General features: G+C 36.2%; 21 protein-coding genes and 1 pseudogene. 11 read left to right on the top strand and 11 right to left on the bottom strand.

Annotated elements, in window-relative coordinates; all coding sequences use genetic code 11:
* The 5 genes and pseudogenes from BZK14_RS10335 to hisIE form a co-directional block, all read left to right on the top strand.
* Positions 1–329 (top strand): annotated as a pseudogene (locus BZK14_RS10335) (aminotransferase class I/II-fold pyridoxal phosphate-dependent enzyme); the annotation flags it as partial.
* A gap of 105 nt (positions 330–434) precedes the next feature.
* Positions 435–1520, top strand: coding sequence for a bifunctional histidinol-phosphatase/imidazoleglycerol-phosphate dehydratase HisB (gene hisB / locus BZK14_RS10330; protein WP_077926416.1), 1086 nt, complete (start codon positions 435–437; stop codon positions 1518–1520).
* Entirely contained in the window at positions 1520–2251 is a 732-nt protein-coding gene (gene hisA, locus BZK14_RS10325) for a 1-(5-phosphoribosyl)-5-[(5-phosphoribosylamino)methylideneamino]imidazole-4-carboxamide isomerase (protein ID WP_171973701.1), read from the top strand. Before hisB ends, hisA begins: the two co-directional genes overlap by 1 nt.
* A complete protein-coding gene (gene hisF, locus BZK14_RS10320) occupies positions 2236–3009 on the top strand; it encodes an imidazole glycerol phosphate synthase subunit HisF (RefSeq protein WP_077926414.1) in 774 nt (257 codons plus the stop codon). The genes hisA and hisF overlap by 16 nt, the downstream gene beginning before the upstream one ends.
* Positions 3002–3631 (top strand): bifunctional phosphoribosyl-AMP cyclohydrolase/phosphoribosyl-ATP diphosphatase HisIE, encoded by a 630-nt coding sequence (gene hisIE / locus BZK14_RS10315; RefSeq protein WP_077926413.1) that lies wholly within the window; start codon positions 3002–3004, stop codon positions 3629–3631. The genes hisF and hisIE overlap by 8 nt, the downstream gene beginning before the upstream one ends.
* Positions 3632–3746: 115 nt before the next feature.
* Here hisIE and ychF read toward each other — a convergent pair whose 3' ends face one another.
* From ychF to BZK14_RS10290, 5 genes are all read right to left on the bottom strand, one after another.
* On the bottom strand, positions 3747–4838 hold the full coding sequence (gene ychF, locus BZK14_RS10310) for a redox-regulated ATPase YchF (RefSeq protein ID WP_077926412.1): 1092 nt from the start codon (positions 4836–4838) through the stop codon (positions 3747–3749).
* A 17-nt stretch (positions 4839–4855) separates the two neighbouring features.
* Entirely contained in the window at positions 4856–5425 is a 570-nt protein-coding gene (pth, locus tag BZK14_RS10305; protein WP_077926411.1) for an aminoacyl-tRNA hydrolase, read from the bottom strand.
* 6 nt (positions 5426–5431) lie between these two features.
* Positions 5432–6046 (bottom strand): 50S ribosomal protein L25/general stress protein Ctc, encoded by a 615-nt coding sequence (locus BZK14_RS10300; RefSeq protein ID WP_077926410.1) that lies wholly within the window; start codon positions 6044–6046, stop codon positions 5432–5434.
* 83 nt (positions 6047–6129) lie between these two features.
* A complete protein-coding gene (parC, locus tag BZK14_RS10295) occupies positions 6130–8373 on the bottom strand; it encodes a DNA topoisomerase IV subunit A (RefSeq protein WP_077926409.1) in 2244 nt (747 codons plus the stop codon).
* 70 nt (positions 8374–8443) lie between these two features.
* Complete coding sequence (locus tag BZK14_RS10290) at positions 8444–9109, bottom strand: protein-L-isoaspartate O-methyltransferase family protein (RefSeq protein WP_245831304.1); 666 nt, start codon at positions 9107–9109, stop codon at positions 8444–8446.
* A 130-nt stretch (positions 9110–9239) separates the two neighbouring features.
* On the opposite strand from BZK14_RS10290, the gene glyA reads away from it, so the two are divergent.
* Positions 9240–10490, top strand: a complete 1251-nt coding sequence (gene glyA / locus BZK14_RS10285) for a serine hydroxymethyltransferase (RefSeq protein ID WP_077926408.1) — start codon at positions 9240–9242, stop codon at positions 10488–10490.
* A 61-nt stretch (positions 10491–10551) separates the two neighbouring features.
* On the opposite strand, the gene BZK14_RS10280 is transcribed toward glyA, so the two are convergent.
* Positions 10552–11322: a hypothetical protein gene (locus tag BZK14_RS10280; RefSeq protein WP_143691445.1), complete on the bottom strand. Its 771-nt coding sequence runs from the start codon at positions 11320–11322 to the stop codon at positions 10552–10554.
* Between the two features lie 133 nt (positions 11323–11455).
* On the opposite strand from BZK14_RS10280, the gene BZK14_RS10275 reads away from it, so the two are divergent.
* Positions 11456–11710: a hypothetical protein gene (locus tag BZK14_RS10275; RefSeq protein WP_077926406.1), complete on the top strand. Its 255-nt coding sequence runs from the start codon at positions 11456–11458 to the stop codon at positions 11708–11710.
* A 106-nt stretch (positions 11711–11816) separates the two neighbouring features.
* Positions 11817–12764: an AEC family transporter gene (locus tag BZK14_RS10270; protein WP_077926405.1), complete on the top strand. Its 948-nt coding sequence runs from the start codon at positions 11817–11819 to the stop codon at positions 12762–12764.
* Between the two features lie 62 nt (positions 12765–12826).
* On the opposite strand, the gene BZK14_RS10265 is transcribed toward BZK14_RS10270, so the two are convergent.
* Positions 12827–13207: a RidA family protein gene (locus tag BZK14_RS10265; protein WP_077926404.1), complete on the bottom strand. Its 381-nt coding sequence runs from the start codon at positions 13205–13207 to the stop codon at positions 12827–12829.
* 67 nt (positions 13208–13274) lie between these two features.
* The gene (gene menA, locus BZK14_RS10260; protein WP_077926403.1) at positions 13275–14180 is read right to left on the bottom strand and encodes a 1,4-dihydroxy-2-naphthoate octaprenyltransferase; all 906 of its coding nucleotides are present in this window, start codon (positions 14178–14180) and stop codon (positions 13275–13277) included.
* Between the two features lie 759 nt (positions 14181–14939).
* Here menA and BZK14_RS10255 point away from each other — a divergent pair.
* Both BZK14_RS10255 and BZK14_RS10250 read left to right on the top strand, forming a co-directional pair.
* Complete coding sequence (locus tag BZK14_RS10255) at positions 14940–16547, top strand: DEAD/DEAH box helicase (protein WP_077926402.1); 1608 nt, start codon at positions 14940–14942, stop codon at positions 16545–16547.
* A gap of 127 nt (positions 16548–16674) precedes the next feature.
* On the top strand, positions 16675–17031 hold the full coding sequence (locus BZK14_RS10250; protein WP_077926401.1) for an MliC family protein: 357 nt from the start codon (positions 16675–16677) through the stop codon (positions 17029–17031).
* Between the two features lie 49 nt (positions 17032–17080).
* On the opposite strand, the gene proP is transcribed toward BZK14_RS10250, so the two are convergent.
* Positions 17081–18538, bottom strand: coding sequence for a glycine betaine/L-proline transporter ProP (gene proP / locus BZK14_RS10245; RefSeq protein ID WP_171973700.1), 1458 nt, complete (start codon positions 18536–18538; stop codon positions 17081–17083).
* A 255-nt stretch (positions 18539–18793) separates the two neighbouring features.
* Complete coding sequence (gene mutM / locus BZK14_RS10240; RefSeq protein WP_077926399.1) at positions 18794–19627, bottom strand: bifunctional DNA-formamidopyrimidine glycosylase/DNA-(apurinic or apyrimidinic site) lyase; 834 nt, start codon at positions 19625–19627, stop codon at positions 18794–18796.
* A 64-nt stretch (positions 19628–19691) separates the two neighbouring features.
* On the opposite strand from mutM, the gene BZK14_RS10235 reads away from it, so the two are divergent.
* Positions 19692–20078, top strand: a complete 387-nt coding sequence (locus tag BZK14_RS10235; RefSeq protein WP_077926398.1) for a DUF2069 domain-containing protein — start codon at positions 19692–19694, stop codon at positions 20076–20078.
* A 51-nt stretch (positions 20079–20129) separates the two neighbouring features.
* Here BZK14_RS10235 and BZK14_RS10230 read toward each other — a convergent pair whose 3' ends face one another.
* Entirely contained in the window at positions 20130–20819 is a 690-nt protein-coding gene (locus tag BZK14_RS10230) for a 5'-methylthioadenosine/adenosylhomocysteine nucleosidase (RefSeq protein ID WP_077926397.1), read from the bottom strand.
* Between the last annotated feature and the right edge of the window lie 131 nt (positions 20820–20950).

Raw genomic sequence — 20950 nt, 5'->3', positions numbered from 1 at the left:
GGATTCGCTGTGGATTCACAATTGCCAATGCAGATTTGATTCAATCATTACAAAAAGTGATTGCGCCTTATCCAATGCCAATGCCTGTTGTGGAAATTGCTGAGCAAACATTGAGCCAAGAAGGCATTGAATACATGCGAACAGCTGTAAAACAGATTAACCAAAATAAAGCCGCCTTCATTGCTGCCCTTTCATCTTTATCATTGGTGAAAAAGATTTATCCAAGTGATGCAAATTTCATCTTAGTTGAAATGATAGATGCTGAAAAAATTTATGAACATCTCAAATCTGAGCACATTTATGTGAAAAAACAATCAGGACAATTGAGCAATTGCTTACGCATCAGTATTGGTACTGAACAAGAGATGCGCCGTGTTATTCAAGTGCTCAGCCAATACAATTAATTATTTTATTTAGATTATCAAGGTCATATCATGCAAAATATTCTATTCATCGATAGAGATGGCACGCTCATTGATGAGCCAAAAACAGATTTTCAAATTGATTCATTAGAAAAATTAATTTTTGAGCCTAAAGTGATTCCTGCATTATTAGCTTTGCAATCAGCAGGCTATCGTTTTGTGATGGTGAGCAATCAAGATGGCTTAGGTACAGAATCTTACCCACAACCTGATTTTGATGCCCCACATAATAAAATGATGGAGCATTTTAAATTACAAGGCATTACTTTTGATGATGTATTGATTTGCCCACATTTTGAAAGTGACAACTGCAATTGTCGTAAACCTAAATTAGGTTTAGTACAAGAATATATCGATGCACAGCGTTTTAATCCTGCCAATAGTTATGTGATTGGTGATCGTGAAACAGATGTCACTTTAGCAAAAAACATGGGTATTCCATCACTTCAATATGACCGTGAAAAGCTCAACTGGCCATTAATCGTAGAAAAATTAGTGCCAGTAAAACAAGCCATAAAATATGAACCTCGTACAGGTTATATTGAGCGCATCACTAAAGAAACAGATATTAAAGTTTCAGTCTTTTTGGATGAAACAGGCGGGAATACAATCAATACTGGGCTGCCATTTTTTGACCATATGTTGGATCAAATCGCCACTCATGGCGGATTTAGAATGATTGTAGATGTCAAAGGTGATATTGAAATTGATGATCATCATACAGTGGAAGATACGGCTATCGCCTTAGGTGAGGCACTCCGTACAGCCCTTGGTGATAAACGTGGTATTGCACGTTTTGGCTTTGTTTTACCTATGGATGAATGCAAAGCTTCTTGTACTTTAGATCTCTCTGGGCGACCTCATTTAGAGTTTGATGCAAAATTTAAACGTGATTTGATTGGAACTTTTAGTACAGAAATGGTAGAACATTTCTTTAAGTCTTTAGTTTATTCCTTACGTTGTACGTTACATTTAAAAGTGAAAGGTAAAAATACCCATCACAAAATTGAATCTCTATTCAAGGTGTTTGGCAGAACACTTCGCCAAGCGGTTAAAGTTGAAGGTACTGAGTTACCGAGTTCTAAAGGGCTACTATGATAATAATTCCTGCGTTAGATTTAATGAATGGTCAAATTGTAAGATTGCAACAAGGTGATTACGATAAACAAACAAAATTCACAGCATCTCCCATTGAACAATTTGAAGAATATGTTGCACAAGGTGCTAAATATCTTCATCTCGTGGATTTAGATGGCGCGAAAGATCCCGCACAGCGCCAATTATTCACCATTAAACATATCGTAGAAGGCGTCAAAGCTCCTATTCAAGTAGGTGGCGGCGTACGTACCATTGAAGATGTCCAAAAATTATTAGACATTGGTGTTGAACGTGTTGTTGTTGGCTCTACCGCCGTTCAAAATCCTGAAGAAGTAAAATCTTGGTTTGATGAGTTTGGGGCTGATAGTTTCGTATTGGCACTTGATACACGCATTGAAAAAGATCAAAAATTAATTGCCATCAGTGGGTGGCTAGAAACAACAGATCAAACATTAGAAAGCGTCATCGAAAACTTCCAAGAAGTAGGCTTAGAACATGTTCTGTGCACAGATATTTCTAGGGATGGTATGCTACAAGGCTCCAATGTCCAATTGTATCAAGAGCTCGTCCAAAAATACCCAAAAATCAATTTCCAAGCTTCTGGTGGCATCGGTGGCTTAGAAGATTTAGAAGAATTAAATCAAGCAAATGTTTATGGTGTGATTGTTGGGAGAGCTTTATTAGAAAATAAATTCACCACGAAGGAGGCAATCGCATGCTTGCAAAAATAGTTGCGTGCTTAGATGTAAAAGATGGCGTTGTGGTCAAAGGAATACAATTTAAAGATCATGAAATTATGGGCGACATCGTTGAATTGGCCAAACGGTACAATGAAGAAGGTGCAGATGAAATTGTGATTTATGACATCGCAGCATCCACAAGAGATGCTTTGGTGGATAAATCATGGATTCGTAGCGTTGCTGATGTGATTGATGTACCGCTTTGTGTTGCTGGTGGTATTAAATCCATTGAGGATGCTGAAGTTGTATTTGCCAATGGCGCACAGAAAATTTCAATCAACTCCCCTGCTTTAGCTAATCCTGATTTAATTAATCAGTTAGCCTCAAAGTTCGGTAAAGAAAAAATTGTTGTAGGCATTGATTCATATTTTGATGAAGCGAAAAATGATTACTTTGTCTATGCTTTAACGGGTGATCCTGATAAAACTAAAGCCACACAATGGCGCACAGAAGATTGGATTATTGAAGTGGAAAAACGCGGTGCAAGCGAAATTGTGCTTAACATGATGAACCAAGATGGTGTACGTCAAGGCTATGACCTGGCACAATTACAAAGAATGTCCAGCATTACAAATTTACCAATCATCGCTTCTGGTGGTGCAGGTAAAGCGGAACATTTCTTAGAAGCATACACTATTGGTCATGCTCAAGGCACATTAGGTGCTTCCGCTTTCCATAAACAATTAGTACATATTGGCGAGTTAAAAACCTTCTTACAAAATAATCAAATTGAGGTGCTCAATGCCTAGCGGAGAACTCTCTAAATTAATAGATCATGTTGATTGGGATAAAGTTTCTGGGCAATTACCTGTCATTATCCAAAACTATATTACATCAGAAGTTTTAATGTATGGCGTAATGACACCTGAAGCATTGCAAAAAACATTGAATGATAATGTTGTTACGTTCTATTCACGCACAAAGCAACGTTTATGGACCAAAGGTGAAACATCTGGTAATTATTTAAAAGCGATAGATTATGCTTTAGATTGTGACTTAGATACATTACTGATCACAGTAATACCTGAAGGCAATACCTGCCATTTAGGTACAAAAAGCTGTTTTAGCCGTATTTCATCAGATCTACCATGGGTTTTCTTCAGCCATTTAGAAGAGATGTTAGAAGATCGTAAATCTGGTGATCCTGAAACCTCATACACAGCATCTTTATACGCAGTTGGTAAAAAACGCATTGCTCAGAAAGTAGGTGAAGAAGGTGTTGAAGTTGCATTAGCTGCAATGGCTGAAGATAAAGAAGAGATTTTAAATGAAACTGCCGATCTTCTCTATCACACAACTGTATTATTGCACAATCAAAATTTATCTTGGGCAGAAGTTTTAGAAGTATTAAAGAAACGACATCAGAAATAATCCCAACTATACAAAAAATCCTGCTGAATATAACTCAGCAGGATTTTTGTTCAACACTAAAAAATATTCATCTGATCTCCCTTTGGGAGAAATCAAAGTCTATTTTCAAAAAAAGTTATACGTTAAATCTAAAGTGCATCACATCGCCATCTTGAACAATGTATTCTTTACCTTCCAAACGCATTTTGCCTTTTTCTTTTGCACCAGCTTCACCTTTCAATGCAACATAATCATCATATGCAATCACTTCTGCACGAATGAAACCTTTTTCAAAGTCAGTGTGAATAACGCCTGCTGCTTGTGGTGCTGTTGAACCTTTTTTGATGGTCCAAGCACGTACTTCTTTAACACCTGCTGTGAAGTATGTTTCTAGATTTAATAAAGAATAACCTGCACGAATCACACGATTCAAGCCTGGCTCTTCAAAGCCCATTTCAGATAAGAAATCAGCTTTATCTTCATCATCTAACTCAGCAATTTCTGATTCAATCGCCGCACAAATGGGGACAACAAATGAACCTTCTGCCGCTGCATATTCTTCAACACGTGCTAACAATGGGTTATTATCAAAGCCATCTTCATTCACGTTTGCAATATACATCACAGGTTTAATTGTTAAAAACTGAAGATCACGCACCAATAATTTCTCTTCATCATCCAATTTTACTGAACGAACACTTTTACCTTCATCCAATACAGGAATGATTTTTTTCAATACAGCCACTTGTGCTTGCGCTTCTTTGTTGCCACTTTTAGCAACTTTTTCTACACGATGTAGAAATTTTTCAGCCGATGCTAAGTCAGCCAATGCCAATTCAGTATTGATCACTTCAATATCATCAATTGGATCAATTTTACCTGATACATGAATGATGTCATCATTTTCAAAACAACGGACAACATGTGCAATTGCATCTGTTTCACGAATATTCGCTAAAAACTGATTCCCCAAACCTTCACCTTGTGATGCACCTTTAACTAAACCCGCAATGTCCACAAAGTCCACAAATGTTTGTTGTACTCTTTCTGGCTTCACAATATCAACTAAGGGTTGAATACGCTGATCAGGTACATTCACACGACCAACATTGGGCTCAATCGTACAGAATGGATAGTTTGCAGCATCAATGCCTGCATTCGTCAATGCATTGAAAAGTGTTGATTTACCAACATTTGGAAGACCTACAATACCACATTGAATTGCCATAAATTATTCCTTTAAAGTTACTTCTTGCGATGTAATTCATTCATGACTGGTTCAAAATCACCCGCAATCATTGAAGAAAGATATCGTCTTGCATCCCAAATAGCATCATCCATTAATTTTTGATCTGCACCCGATGCTTTCTTGAGCACATAATTGGCAACTAACTTGGCATCCCCTGGATGGCCAATACCAATTCTTAAACGATTAAAATTATTGGAGCCTAAACAAGATGCAATGCTTTTTAAACCATTATGCCCACCATGTCCACCACCTTGCTTTAACTTAATAGCACCGGGCGGCATATCTAATTCATCATGAATCACTAAAATTTCTTCAGGTAAAATTTTATAAAAGTGTGCCAAGGCTAAAACAGACTCACCACTTTTATTCATGTATGTTTCAGGCTTTAACAGATAAACTTTACGACCATCTTGAATCAATTCTCCCACTTGGCCTTTAAATTTACTTTGATAAGCCAATGGTGAATTTGCGATCTCATCTATAAACCAAAAACCCGCATTGTGGCGGGTTTCGATATATTCGGGACCAGGATTACCTAGCCCGACAATTAATTTTAGCGCCGTCATAGACAATTACGCTTCTTCAGTAGCCTCAGCTGCTTCAGCTTCGCCTTCTACTTCTTCTGCAACACGTGGTGCAACAATACCTGCAACTTGATCTTCAGCATGAGTCAAGATTTCAACACCTTTAGGTGCTTTGATATCAGCAACTGTAATATGTGCGCCAATTTCTAATGCAGCGATATCAACTTCGATTGCATTTGGTAAATCTTTTGGTAAACATTCAACTTCGATTGCTGTTAAAGCGTGTGTCAAGATACCACCAGCTTTTACGCCTACAGCAGTTTCAGCATTCAACAATACCACTGGTACAGCAGATTTCAATTTTTCACCAGCTTTAACACGTAAGAAGTCCAAGTGAGTGATCAAAGGTTTGAAAGGATGACGTTGAACATCACGCAAAATTGCGCTTTCAGCTTTACCATCAATTTCAACAGTTACGATGCTTGAATAAACTTCTTCATGACGGAATTGAGCCAATACTGCGTTGTGGTTCAAAGTGATGCTTACTGCATCTTTGTCAGCACCATAAACTACTGCAGGGATAACACCTTCACGACGTAGGCGGCGGCTCGCTCCTTTCCCTAAATCTGTACGAAGAGTACCCTTAAATACGAATTCACTCATTTGTTACTCCAAATAAAATTTCTAGTTATAAAAATGTTTTCAACCGCGACCAGCCAAAAACGTAAGCGCTGTATTATAGCAATTTAATTGTTCACTGCAATCTCTAATTTCGTGATTTTCGTGCCTTTTTTTACTTCCTTCCCACGTTTACCGCGTTCATCTATAAATTGCTGCCAATCATTAGGTTTTAATGTGATTTTAGAACGACCAAAATAGAGATGAATAATGTCTTCGGCACCGATCATATATAAACCGACTAACGCATCTTCTTCTTTTTTAAATGCCGCACCAGGAATACCAATGATCTGATTACCTTTACCTTTCGCCAATTCAGGTAACGCAGATAATTCTGTCACTAATAAACGGCCTTTTTCTGTATAAGCTACCAAATACGGCTTATGCTCTAAATCAACTTTCTGTGGTTCAAACATTTTTGCATCACCCAAATTGACAATAGCTTTACCCGCCTTTTGACGACTCAATAATTCTCGATAAGTGATGATAAATCCATAACCATTATTGGCAGCTAATAAGTACTGGCTGTCATCTTGATCACACAAAATATAATTAACAACTGTAGATGCTGATAATGTGAATCGGCTACTTAACGCCTCCCCCATTGTTCTTGCGGATGGCAATGTATGCGCAGCTAAGCTATAAGCTCGACCATCATTGTCAAAAAATACCGTTTGCTGATTATTGCGTCCTAAAACTGAACTTAAATATTCATCACCTGTTCGATAATTCAACTGTGTTGGATCAATTTCATGACCTTTAGCCGCACGCACCCAACCCATTTTGGACAATACAACTGTAATGGGCTCATTGGATACCAATTCAATTTCATCGATTGCTTCTGCTTGCGCACGTTCAACAACTTTAGTTCTTCTCACATCGCCATGTGTTTTTTGATCTTCTTTGATCTCTTTTTTGATCAAAGCTTTTAATTTAGCAGGTTCATTTAATAGCTGAAGCAATTCATCACGTTTTTTCTGTAACTCATCTTCTTCCGCTTGAAGTTTCATCTCTTCCAATTTTGCTAAATGGCGCAATTTAGTTTCTAAAATCGCATTGGCTTGAATTTCTGTGAGCTTGAATGTGCTCATTAACAGTTCTTTTGGCTCATCTTCAAAACGGATGATGCGAATCACTTCATCCAAATTCAAATAAGCTACCATCAACGCTTCTAAAATATGTAAGCGCGCTTCTACTTTACTCAATTGATGGGTTAAACGGCGTGTCACAGTTTCTGTTCTGAACTGAATCCATTCTGTAAGAATTTGATGCAAGTTTTTAACTTGTGGGCGATTATCCAAACCGATCATATTCAAATTCACACGCACAGATTTTTCTAAATCTGTCGTTGCGAATAAGTGATCCATCACACGATCATGCTCTACACGATTAGATTTAGGAATCAACACGATGCGCACAGGGTTTTCATAATCTGATTCATCACGAATATCATCAATCATTGGCAATTTCTTTGATTGAATCTGATTTGCGATATCAATCTGAATTTTTTCGCCTGAGATTTGATACGGCAATTCGGTGATCACAATATTGCCATTTTCAATGAAATATTTCGCACGTAAACGAATCGAACCTGTGCCTTGTGTATAAAGCTTCACCAACTCTTCTTTCGTATTAACGATTTCACCGCCTGTTGGGAAATCTGGTGCAGGTACATATTGCATCAATGCTTCTAATGTTAAATTAGGCTGATCGATCAATGCACATGTTGCATTCGCAATTTCTGTCAAGTTGTGCGGTGGAATATCCGTCGCCATACCAACAGCAATCCCTGTACCACCATTTAAGAGAATGTTCGGTAATCTTGCAGGTAAACGAATCGGTTCTTCTAATGATCCATCAAAATTAGGTTGCCAATCCACAGTTGCTTCATTGGTTTCTTTCAATAAAACATCAGCGTATTTCGATAACTTAGATTCTGTATAACGCATCGCCGCGAACGATTTTGGATTATCTAACGAACCAAAGTTCCCTTGCCCATCCACTAATGGATAACGATAAGAGAAAGGCTGAGCCATCAAAACCAAAGCTTCATAACATGCGCTATCGCCATGCGGATGGTATTTACCTATCACATCACCCACGGTTCTAGCGGATTTTTTATGCTTAGATATGGATGATAAACCCAATTCACTCATCGCATAAATAATGCGACGCTGCACAGGTTTTAAACCATCACCAACATGTGGCAATGCGCGATCCATAATCACATACATGGAATAGTTTAGATAAGCTTCTTCAGCAAACTCCGCCATCGGGCGAACTTCAAAATTCTGTTGCATAAATTGCGTCATAGTTCATTATTTTTAAAAATAGAAATCCCATTCTGCTACAAAACAGAATGGGATTTGTGTAATCGTTCATTTAAAATACAAATTGTGGTTTGTCTTCAAAGCCATGCAAACGCTCTAATTCAATTTCAAAACGTGATAACTCACGAATTTCATTCAATTCATTTTTAAACAATGTACCACTTGTGACCGTTTGATCCTGTTGACCAATAAAGGAAAATAGACGACCACCAACAGTTAAAGCATCTAGCAATTTTTGTGGCACTTCTAAAACTGAGCCGGTCATGATGATTGCATCATAACTATTTTTTTCTACCGCAAAATCTTTCACATCTGCCGTTACAAATGTCACGTTGCTGATATTTAATTGATCGATATTCTTTTGTGCCATTACAGTGTAAGCAGGATTGATATCGATCGCTGTCACTTTTTCACCCAAATGAGCAGCCAATGCCGCTAAAAATCCACTGCCCGAACCCACAACTAAAACATTATCCGTTGGCTCAATCTCAATTTCCTGCAAAATTCTGCCTTCCATCGCTGGCGTTAGCATCAAGTCTTTACCACTTAATGGTAATCTTAGCTCTGAAAAAGCCAATGTTTTGTGTTCTTCTGATACAAAATCATCACGATTGATAACATCAAATGCGTTCAATACTTTTTGATTCAATACATTCCATGGACGAATTTGCTGCTCTATCATATTAAAACGCATATGATCTTTATTATTCATCGTCATAATCACGCCTTCCTCTTATTGGGTAAAATAATCTAATTACTTTAAATATCAGTAGAGTTGTTGAATGAAAACTCTTTACACTCTACAATATCTATCGCCTTTGCTTGGGTTATTCTATAGGAAAATCATCATGTTTGAAAATCTCGCGTTACACTCATTTGATCCTGAACTCTTTGAAGCCGTAAAAAAAGAGGCGGAACGTCAAGAAGATCACGTTGAATTGATCGCTTCTGAAAACTATTGTTCTCCATTAGTAATGGAATTACAAGGTTCTGTCTTAACTAACAAATATGCTGAAGGCTATCCAAATAAACGCTACTACGGTGGCTGTGAATTTGTTGATATCGCAGAAAGCTTAGCCATCGAACGTGCTAAAAAATTATTTGGTGCTGATTATGCAAACGTACAACCTCACTCAGGCTCACAAGCGAATGGTGCTGTTTATTTAGCATTGGTTGAACCAGGTGATACAGTTTTAGGTATGAGCTTGGATCACGGTGGTCACTTGACTCATGGTGCTAAAGTAAACTTCTCTGGCCGTACATATAAAGCTGTTCAATACGGTGTGAATGAAGATGGCTTAATTGATTATGATGAAGTTGAAAAATTAGCAATTGAACACAAGCCAAAAATGATCGTTGCAGGTTTCTCTGCTTACTCTCAATTGTTGGATTTCAAACGTTTCCGCGAAATTGCTGACAAAGTAGGCGCATATTTATTCGTAGATATGGCTCACGTTGCAGGTTTAGTTGCTGCTGGTTTATATCCTAACCCAATGGAATATGCTGATGTTGTAACAACAACAACACACAAAACATTGCGTGGCCCACGTGGCGGTATCATTTTAGCTAAATCAAATCCTGATTTAGAGAAAAAATTGAACTCAGCAATCTTCCCTGGCATTCAAGGCGGTCCTTTGATGCACGTGATCGCAGCTAAAGCTGTGGCACTTTTAGAAGCAATGCAACCTGAGTTTGTTGAATACCAAACACAAGTCTTAAAGAATGCTAAAGCAATGGTTAAAGTATTCCAATCACGTGGTTTTGACATCGTTTCTAACGGTACAGAAGATCACTTGTTCTTGGTAAGCTTAGTTAAACATGGCATTACTGGTAAAGCTGCGGATGCTGCATTAGGCAAAGCAAACATTACAGTGAACAAAAATACTGTACCTAATGATCCACAATCTCCATTCGTAACTTCAGGTATCCGCGTTGGTACACCTGCAATCACAACTCGTGGTTTTAAAGAAGGCGAATCTGAATTGTTGGCTAACTGGATGTGTGACATCATGGAAAACTTGGATGATGAAGCATTGGCTGCACGCGTTGCTGACAACGTAACTGCATTGTGCCGTAAGTTCCCTGTTTACAAAAAATAATTCATTATTTTGTAATCACTGAATAACAAAAGCCCTGATTTTCAGGGCTTTTTTATATTTATTATTGCTTTAAAGATTGCAAACAACTATTTATATTATCAACAATTTTATAATACTCAGCATAACAATCCTCGTGTAATTTTTTCTGTAATACTAATGCTTTTTCATAAATAGCCTCTGAGGGGATTGATTCCTTTTGATGAATCATTGTATATGGACACATGGCTTTCGCCACTTTCATCATATATTTCTCATAGAGTTCCATAGTTGCTACATACATTTCAGAATCTAAAATCTCTTCTATATTATGCAAATAACTCATAGAAGCAGAAGTCTTATCTATTTCTTTATGTAACATTTTAATGCCAGAGTAAATATCATCCAATTCCTTAAACTTATTTTCAACTATACCTTTAGTGTATTTCTCAATATTATCTTTCATATACATATAATCTATATGATTGATTTGATATTTAGATAGATGAAATAAATATTCCTCTAACTGCTTTTGAAAAATAAACATATTCATATACATCTCTTTAATATTATTACAAAGCAGCTCCTTCTCTCGAAGATCTGCTTTTTCTACGTTTTCTGATATCTTTTGATTAATCTCAAATTCTTTAATCTTAAACTCTTTTGCTTTACTATATACCACACCAACAAAAGCTAAAACACCTGCAAATCCCCCAATTAATGCTGTCATATATTTTGCATCAACAGTACTAGCTATAAAAATACCTAACAACACACTTAATATAGATACAACCAATAATGTCAAAATAACAAATGTATTTATATACCAAAAAAAATCCTCTATTTTATTCTTCATAAAACCTCGAACTATAATCAACAATACCATTCAAGATTTAATAATACGTTATAAAAACGCCTATTAAAAATATAAGCTTTGATCTACAATTCTTCATCGATCATCAACTCTAAATATTTAAATAAGGTAGACTATGAAAAAGGAACAAATTTTATTAATCGTTGGTGGAGTTTTATTAGTGATTGGCGTTGTGTTGAGTATGATGAATGGCGGTGCTGACAATACAGCAATCGCCCAGCAAGCAACCAATGCACAAGAAGCAGCATTAGCAATCTCTGCTAATAACCAAAAAGAAATCATCATGAATGCGATCAGTATGTTTTTGATTGGTTTTGGTGGTGTTTTAATCGCCATACCTGCTTTAAAATTCCTTAAAAAGAAAAACTAATTCCGCATTAAAAATCGTAGAAAAATATAGTTAGTCGGGCAGCAACTTATCAGCATAACTAATGCTATAGTACGCAATATAATTAGAATAGTTTCTGGGCTGTCCAATGATTTTCTTTACTACTTTAACTTCTGTTTCCGTCATGGGCGCCATGATGATCGTCGGCGTATTATTGCGCCGTGCTTATGGCTTAACCATCGAATCTCAGCGCTTAGTTGTCGCATTAATCGTTAATATCGGATTACCTTCTATTGTTTTATCGAGCGTGTTTAATTCACATCTCGATTCTGCAATGATGAAACAAATCCTCACAATGTTTGCCTTATCTGTCTTTTTAAATACTTTAGGCATTGTTATTGTGCGTTATATTGCCCTCAAAAAATTCAAAACAGAAGATAAAAAAGCTAGTGAACTCGCCATCACGGCAACATTGGGCAATACTGCATTTATTGGTATTCCCCTTTGTTATGTTTTATTGGGTGCACAAGGCGCTTTATTAGCAGCTATCTTTGATGCAGGTTTAGATTTTGTAATTTGGACTGTTTGCGTATTCCTATTACAACGTGAACGAGGTTTCCGATTACGCAACCTTGCAGCCATGATCAACATTCCCTTAATGGCAATTGTAGTCGCTTTAACTTTAGGTGCCATGCAATTTGAAGCGCATGAAATCTTAAAGCAACTCACAAAATCATTGGCAGCCATCGCAAGCCCATTAGGTATGATCTATATCGGCTTATTGATTCCTGATTTATGGAAAGTCATTAATAAAATCGATTTAAAAAAAGTAACTTTGGGAATATTTTTTAAAATAATTATTTTTCCATTAATTGCCTTTTTAATTGTCATCTCATTACCCATAGACTCATTAGTGACTAAAGTTATTTTAGTTCAAGCTACAATGCCTACATTTACGTTAGCATCAGTATTATTCCAACGCTATAACGCTGATGTCAATTTCAGTATTGCAATGACATTAATTTCTGTGATGGCCTCCTTGGTGACGATTCCATGCATGCTTTATCTACTACATTTGGTTGGTATTGGCTTATAAACAAAAAGCGCTCCAAGGAGCGCTTTTCAGTATTCATAAATATAAAAATTAGATGTTAAAAACTAAGGTTTTTTAACAATTACTTCAATTTCAACATCCGCACCCAATGGTAATTCATACACAGCAACACAAGTACGCGCAGGAAATGGTTTAGCAAATTTTGTTTCATATACAGCATTCATTTCAGCAAAATATTTCATGCCTGTTAAATAAACGTTAACTTTAACTACATCGTCCATCGTAACGCCTACTTCATTCATTACATACTGAATATTCTCAAAACATTTTTCAGTTTGTGCTGCAATCTCGCGATTATCTTCTGTCACTTGCACTGCATTTTTTGCAGTTTGCCCTGAAAAATAATAAAAGTCACCTGCATCAATCGCATGAGAATATGGACCAGAAGATGAAACATTTGGGGCTGTAAACGCTTTTCTTACCATTTTAACTAACTCCTTAATCAATGATGACGGTCTTGAGTATAGCATTTAAAACTAGATAACTGATCCACTACGGCACACTAAAAATAATCGCTAAACTCAATAATAATGCCGTAGATAAATTAAGCCTCACCATGGGAATCAATAAATCGCCAATCTGTCTATTATCAATGCTTAACTCATAAACTTGGCGCAAATATAATGGAACTAATATAATAAAAATCCATAAAGATGTTAAAGGCAAATAACTCACCACAAAAATCATCAAAACACCTAATGAGGTTAAAAGCAAGCTGATTTGATATGATTTTGCCCATGATAACCCCATGATCACAACTAGTGTTCTCTTGCCTGCCTTATCATCTTGATCATAATCACGCATATTATTAATATTTAGAACACCCATAGATAAAAAACCGCTAAAAATCGCAGGTAAAATCAACCATACACCGAACTCATTAGTTTGTAAGTAATAACTCCCCATAATACCCACAAACCCAAAAAATATTAAGACAGATAAATCACCTAAGCCTATATATCCATAAGGTTTTTTACCAACTGTATAAGTTACTGCTGCAATAATAGATAATGCACCTAAAGCAATAAAAAAATACAACTGTTCAATACTCTGTGTAGATATCACTAACAACCACAAACCAGATAATACCGAAATACAAATAGTCAGGCATAGTACAACTCTTAACTGCCCTAATGTAATTATTCCTTGATGAATACCTCGCAATGGACCAATACGGTCTAAGGTATCTGTCTGTTTAGAAAAATCACCATAATCATTGGCTAAGTTAGAGGTTATTTGCAAAAGAATAGCCGTCAATAATGTTAATCCAAAAATTTGAAAGCTAAACTTCCCATGCCAATAAGCTAGTGCATTAGCAATTAAAATAGTAGCAACAGCTAATGGTAGAGTTTGTAATCTAAAGCTACTCAACCAAGCTTTATAAAATTGATGGCTCATTAATATTATCTCAATTTCTATGAATCATTGATTGATACATGGATATTTTTTTCATATTATCTATATACCCCATAAAAACAATTAATTTATATGATATATAATGCCACATTCATTTAAAACAACCATTAAAAAAAGCCAGTCCATTATTATGAACTGGCCATTAACATTGAGCTACTATATTAACTCATTAAACGCTGTAATAATTTTTTAGAAATTCCTGTCACTTCTAATAAACGATCATTATAACTACTATCGATGACAAATTGATTAATATCTAATATTTTCAATACTGAAGCAATTTATATCCAACAAAACATCCAAATCTTCATTCGTAATACCAAAATTATTTTTTAAAATCATAATTAATCCTGACGAAATTTATAAAATTATTAAATACTTATATTGTTTTTACCTATCCATTCACCATAAGATCTTAGTACATATTTAAAAAATGTAGTCAATTAATAATTGATAGTTTTTTATCACTATCATTTATTTTTTAAATAATCATGATAGCAAACCATAAATCAATCAATTGGGTAACACCATCGATATTTTCAATTAATTTCATCCCTGACTATCATATTTTGAAAAATTCTGTATAATCCACAAGCTTCATCGAATTCTAGGGTCTACTGCATATTATTCTATATTTGCCTCACTCTCGCGCGCTGAACGCCGCCACGTAGTATTCCATGAACACATTCCTTTATTACTTTTTAAGGTGCCTCAATTGGATTTGAGGTAGATATATTATTTATGCTTTTTTCAGACTTAGATCTAAACCCAATTTTATTAAATGCTTTAAGTGAAATGGGTTATCAATCCCCTACACCTGTACAAGAAAAAGTTTTACCCATTGCATTAAATGGCGATGACTTAATGGTAAGCAGTCAAACAGGTAGCGGCAAAACAGCAGCATTTTTATTGCCTGTATTAAATATACTTTTAGATATTCCTTTTGAGAAAACATCTTCTCGTAAAGGTGAGCGTCGTGGTAAAGACAATATTAAACCAAAAGCTTTAGTATTGTGCCCTACACGTGAATTAGCACAACAAGTTGCCAAAGAAGCAATTCGCTTAAAAGGCAACGCAAGAGGTATCCGCATCTCTACAGTTGTTGGTGGTATGCCTTATGGCCAACAAATTCGTGAGTTGGAAAATGTAACTGTACTAGTTGCAACACCAGGTCGTCTATTAGACTTATATAAACAAAAAGTTGTAGATTTATCAGAAGTACAATTTTTTGTGGCAGATGAAGCGGATCGCATGTTAGATCTTGGTTTTGCTGAAGATTTAGAAATGATTCATAAAGCTTGCAAAAACTGCCAGCAAAACTTAATGTTCTCTGCGACATTTCCAAAAAACATTATGCGTTTAGCCGAAGAAATGATGGAAAACCCAGAACGCATCGAATTATCTTCTCAAAATGTATTAAATACAAATATCACTCAGCAAGTTAACTTTGCGGATGATAAAAACCATCAAAGAGAGCTATTGATCCATTGGTTAAATCAACCTAATGTAGATCAAGCTGTTGTCTTCACATCAACTCAAATTGAAAGTGAAGAAATTGCAGATATGTTAGAAGATGATGATTATTCTGTGACATACTTACATGGCGGGATTCCACAGAAAGTACGTAATCGTCGCTTAGAATCATTGCGTAAAGGCCGTACTAAGATTTTAGTTGCAACTGACGTTGCAGCACGCGGTATCGATATTGCTTCAATCACTCACGTTATTAATATCGGCTTACCAATGAAAGCTGAAGATTATGTTCACCGCATCGGCCGTACAGGTCGTGCTGGTCGTACAGGTGACGCTATCAGTTTAGTGAATGTTCGTGATCATCGCCGTTTACGTGATATTTCTGATTATACTTCTGCAAAAATTGAAGTATTAACAGTTGAAGGTTTAGAGCCAACTTTAGATCCTAATGATTTCAGAGAAAACAGAAACAAAAAAGGTGGACGTGGTCGCGGCCGTAATGGCAATGGTGGCGGTAGATCATCAGGTGGTGGTCGTCGTTTTGAGCGTAGTGGTGGTGGCCGTGGTGATCGTGATGCAAGATCAGAAAAGCCAAGAAGTGAACGTAAATCATCTGCTGACTTCTTTGACAAACCCAAAAGTGATACTCGTGACTCCCGCAGCTCAGAAAAACAACGCTTCACAGCTGAACGTAAATCAGACAAACCAAGATTTGAACGCTCTGAGAGATCAGAAAGAGCAGATAGAACTGCTCGCTCGGATAAACCAAGAGCGGAACGCTCAGAACGCCCTGCTCGTTCAGATAAACCAAGATCTGATCGCCCACGTAGCGAAAGACCACAAAAAAGTTTTTCACGTAGAGCTCGTTCTGAATAATTGATCCATCATAATATACTATAATTAAAAACTCGCTAACCCCATAGCGAGTTTTTCTATTGATATATACGGTATACACTGATACATACTTTATAGAATTACAATACAAAAATTTAGGAGAGATTTTATGAATCGTATCATCAAAACTATGAGTATTTCTGCAGTTATTTTTGGATTAAGCGCTTGCGCAACTCAAACAACAGGACTAGAAGGTTACACTACAACCGCAACAGAATCTTATCAATGCGGGACGGACCAAATTACAGCGACTTTCTTAAATCATGAAGATAACAGCATTGCACTAATGTCTATTAATGACGAAAATCCAATATTATTGGCCAATATTATTTCAGCAAGTGGTGCTAAATATCAAGGTGGCATTTATGAACTTTGGACGAAAGGTGATACAGCAACATTTAGAAACCTTTTAAAAGCACCTAAAAGAAATATTCAATGTAAAACAGTTACAACTAAATCAATTTAAAATAACATAATCAATAAAAAAACTGTGTCCTAAGACACAGTTTTTTATATTAATCATTAATTTCAGGATGTTGTTGGATCAATTGCCCTCGTCGTTTTTGAAGACGCTCAATCTCCTCATCAATACTTTCTATCCTAGCCTCTATTCGATCATAATGCGCTTGTAAAATCTCTTTAGCTTCTGCTCTGTCTGATGCAACAGGTGTTTCGCCTCGCAAAGGTCTATTAGCCGTTTCCTTCATATGATTAACTGTTAAAAAACCAATAACTGCGATAATCATTAAATAATAAGCAGGCATATATAAATTACTTGTTGCCTCTACTAACCAAGCTGCGGCTGTCGGTGTAAAACCTGCAACTAATACAGAAATATTAAATGCTATCGCCATTGCACTATAGCGCACATGAGTTGGGAACAACGCAGGTAAAATTGATGCCATTACCCCCGTAAAAAAGCTCAACATTGTCGCTAAGAACATCAATCCAAAAAATATAAATACGACACTGCCTGTATTAATCAGATAAAATGCAGGAATTGAGAAAATAAATAACCCCAAGCTACCGGCTCTTACAAAGATCTTACGACCAAAACGATCACTCAATAAACCTATAACAGGTTGAATCAATAAAATACCTAACATGATGGCAATAATAATCAACACACCATGATCAGCACTATATTTCAGATTATGAGATAAATAACTAGGCATATAGGTTAATAACATATAGTAAGTGACATTTGTAGTGATCACCAAACCAATACAAATTAAGATGCCACGACCATTCTCTTGAATCACCTCCATTAAGCTTTGCTTTTTAACCGATCCATTTTCCACGCTCTCAGAATGCTTCTGAAAAGTTGGTGTTTCATCTAAAGCACTTCTTAAATACATACCTAGAATACCTAATGGTCCTGCAATAAAAAATGGTATTCTCCAACCCCATTCTTCAAATCGTTCTTGTCCTAATAGCATTGTGATTGACACAACAACACCAGCACCTAAAACAAACCCTGCAATTGATCCAAAATCAAGCCAGCTGCCTAAAAATCCTCTTTTTCTATCAGGTGCATACTCTGCAACAAAAATTGCGGCACCAGTATATTCTCCCCCTACAGAAAAACCCTGAGCTAATTTTGCAATCAACAATAATATAGGTGCCCATATACCAATAGTGGCATAAGATGGGATTAAACCTATAGAAAAAGTACTCACCGACATAATAATAATTGTGACTGCCAAGACCTTTTGGCGTCCAAATTTATCACCCAATATGCCAAAAAATATTCCACCCAAAGGACGAACTAAAAATGGAACAGAAAAAGTTGCTAATGATGCAACCAGTTGCACACTTGGTGATGCTTCTGGAAAAAAAACCTTACCTAAAACATAGGCTAAAAATCCATAAACACCAAAATCAAACCACTCAATTGCATTACCTAAAGACGCAGCAGTGATAGCCTTTTTAAATTGGTCATCCGAAATAATTGTAATATCATTCAGCTCCATTGGCTGAAGATCTGTTTGTGTTGCCTCTGACATTGGTTCTCCTTTCAATATGATCGGGGCGCCAATCGAAATGCCTCATATAACAATGTAAATTCAATGTATTGTACAACCACATACAATACTATATTTAATTTAGATCTCATTAATAAAATTATTAACTTTTTCTAACATTAAGATTGACAAACTTTACAAAGGGTAATTAGGATAACAAACTGAGATTATTAATCAATTTAAAAATAAAATACTGAAATGCTTTTATTTAGTTATTTTTATTGACTTTGAACTTTGGCATACGGGGCAAAAGTATGTAGATCTCTGAGCTATTACAATTTTTTGAATCTCCACACCACAATGAATACATGGTGTTTTATCTCGACCATAAACGGATAAAGAATGCGCAAAATATCCATGAGTACCATCTGGTTGCACAAAATCTTTTAATGTCGTACCACCTTCACCTATTGCTCTACTTAAAACAGTTTTAATAGCTTCAACCAATAATTTTTGCTCTTTAGGCTTAAGATCTTGCGCTGGTTTTTCTGGATGAATCCTACTCATAAACAATGCTTCATTAGCATAGATATTACCAACACCCACTACAAACTTTTGATCCATAATAAAAGCTTTAATAGGCTGCTTTTTATTTTGGATGATTTTTTTAAAATAAGCATCATTAAAATCTGAGCTCAATGGTTCTGGTGCTAGTTTTGTAATATACGCAGGCACTTCATCGCCATGGTAAATTTGCACAAAACCAAAACGGCGAGGATCATGATAACGTAATTCCAATCCATTGGATAAACCAAAGATAATATGATCGTGTTTTTTACGTGGCTCATCGGGTTGACTGATACGTAAGCTACCTGACATACCCAAATGAATCACCAAATAAAATCCATCCGAATGAATCATGAGATATTTCGCTCTACGCGTGACATCAGTAATCACACCACCTTCCATCAATGTCAAAGCATCACTCACAGGATAACGCAAAGAACGATGATGAATATCAACCCGATCAATAGATTGACCAATCACATGTGGCATAATGCCCTGCTTAGTAATTTCAACTTCTGGTAATTCTGGCATAGCAATCCCGATTATGATGAAAACATGGTAAAATTGATTCTATTGTACTCATTATGGAACATATATGCATCAGCCAATCTTACCACTTTCTCGTATACTCACCTTGGTGGGTTACGGATTATTAATGATCACATTAATTCTTGGTATTATTCTTAAAAAATTTTATATCAATATGCCTGAAGGCGTATTACTCATTACATTAGTTGTTCCGCTGCTATTCCCTTTACGAGGCTTACTACAAGCTAAACGTTATACACATGCATGGGGAAGCTTTTTATCCTGCTGGTATTTAGTAATTGGTGTAGATGTTTGGGTGGAAAACCCAGCTTTATCCGCTACGATTTTATTATGCACAACCATTTGGTTCACCGGGATGGTTTTATTTGCACGTTTCTCTCCATTGGATTGGAAAGAAATTCCAAAGCCTAGAGCAAAAACCAAAAATAAATAATTTCAATTTATATCAAAAGGTTGGCTATGCCAACCTTATATCTATTTATCTTTAGCCCAACTTTAAATACTCTTCTGCTATCAATGCAGAGTTTGCGCTTGCTTTCGCTAAATATGTTTCAAAATCCATATCATTGCCTTCGTTATGCGTTACATCACTCAATGAACGTAATACAATCCAAGGTGTTTGATTGCGTTCACATGCACAGGCAATCGCTGTTGCTTCCATATCTACCGCAATCGCATCCACAAATTTATCTTGAATGCGCTTAAATGCATCAGAATCTTTAGTCACAAATTGATCCCCTGATACAATTAGACCTAAATGATATGGAGTATTTAAAGATTTCAATACAGCTTCAATATCAGATAAATCGGAATGACCATTTTCAAAAATAAAGCGTGAATCAGTGATTGTATTTGGTCCAATATCAAAGTCGTGATACTGTAACTTATTAGCAACCACAACATCACCAACAGTTTGCCCAACTTTTGTACCGCCAGCGCTACCAATATTAATCACTTCGGTTGGCTTAAATTCTTTCAACAAAATCGCCGCAGTGTACGCTGCATTTGCTTTGCCAATGCCAGATTTTGCTACTACAATATTCTGTCCGCCCAGCTGCCCTTGATGAATCTCTACGCCATCCACGATACCTTTAACAACCAATGCCATGCGAGCAACCAATGCGCTCACCTCTTCATCCATTGCACCAATGATGACTTTAACTGAATTTGCCATAATTTACCCTTTTAAAAAATTTTAATCTTATAGCCCATGCAACCGAATATCATCACAAACCTCACTACTCTATACGAGTAGCAAGATTTATATTGCATGAGTTTTTAAAAAATTAAGCTAATTTCCCTATT

The sequence above is a fragment of the Wohlfahrtiimonas larvae genome (assembly GCF_002006755.1).
Lineage (GTDB): Bacteria > Pseudomonadota > Gammaproteobacteria > Cardiobacteriales > Wohlfahrtiimonadaceae > Wohlfahrtiimonas > Wohlfahrtiimonas larvae.
Note: the sequence above shows the minus strand (reverse complement) of the source record. Positions and strands in the feature narration are given on the sequence as shown.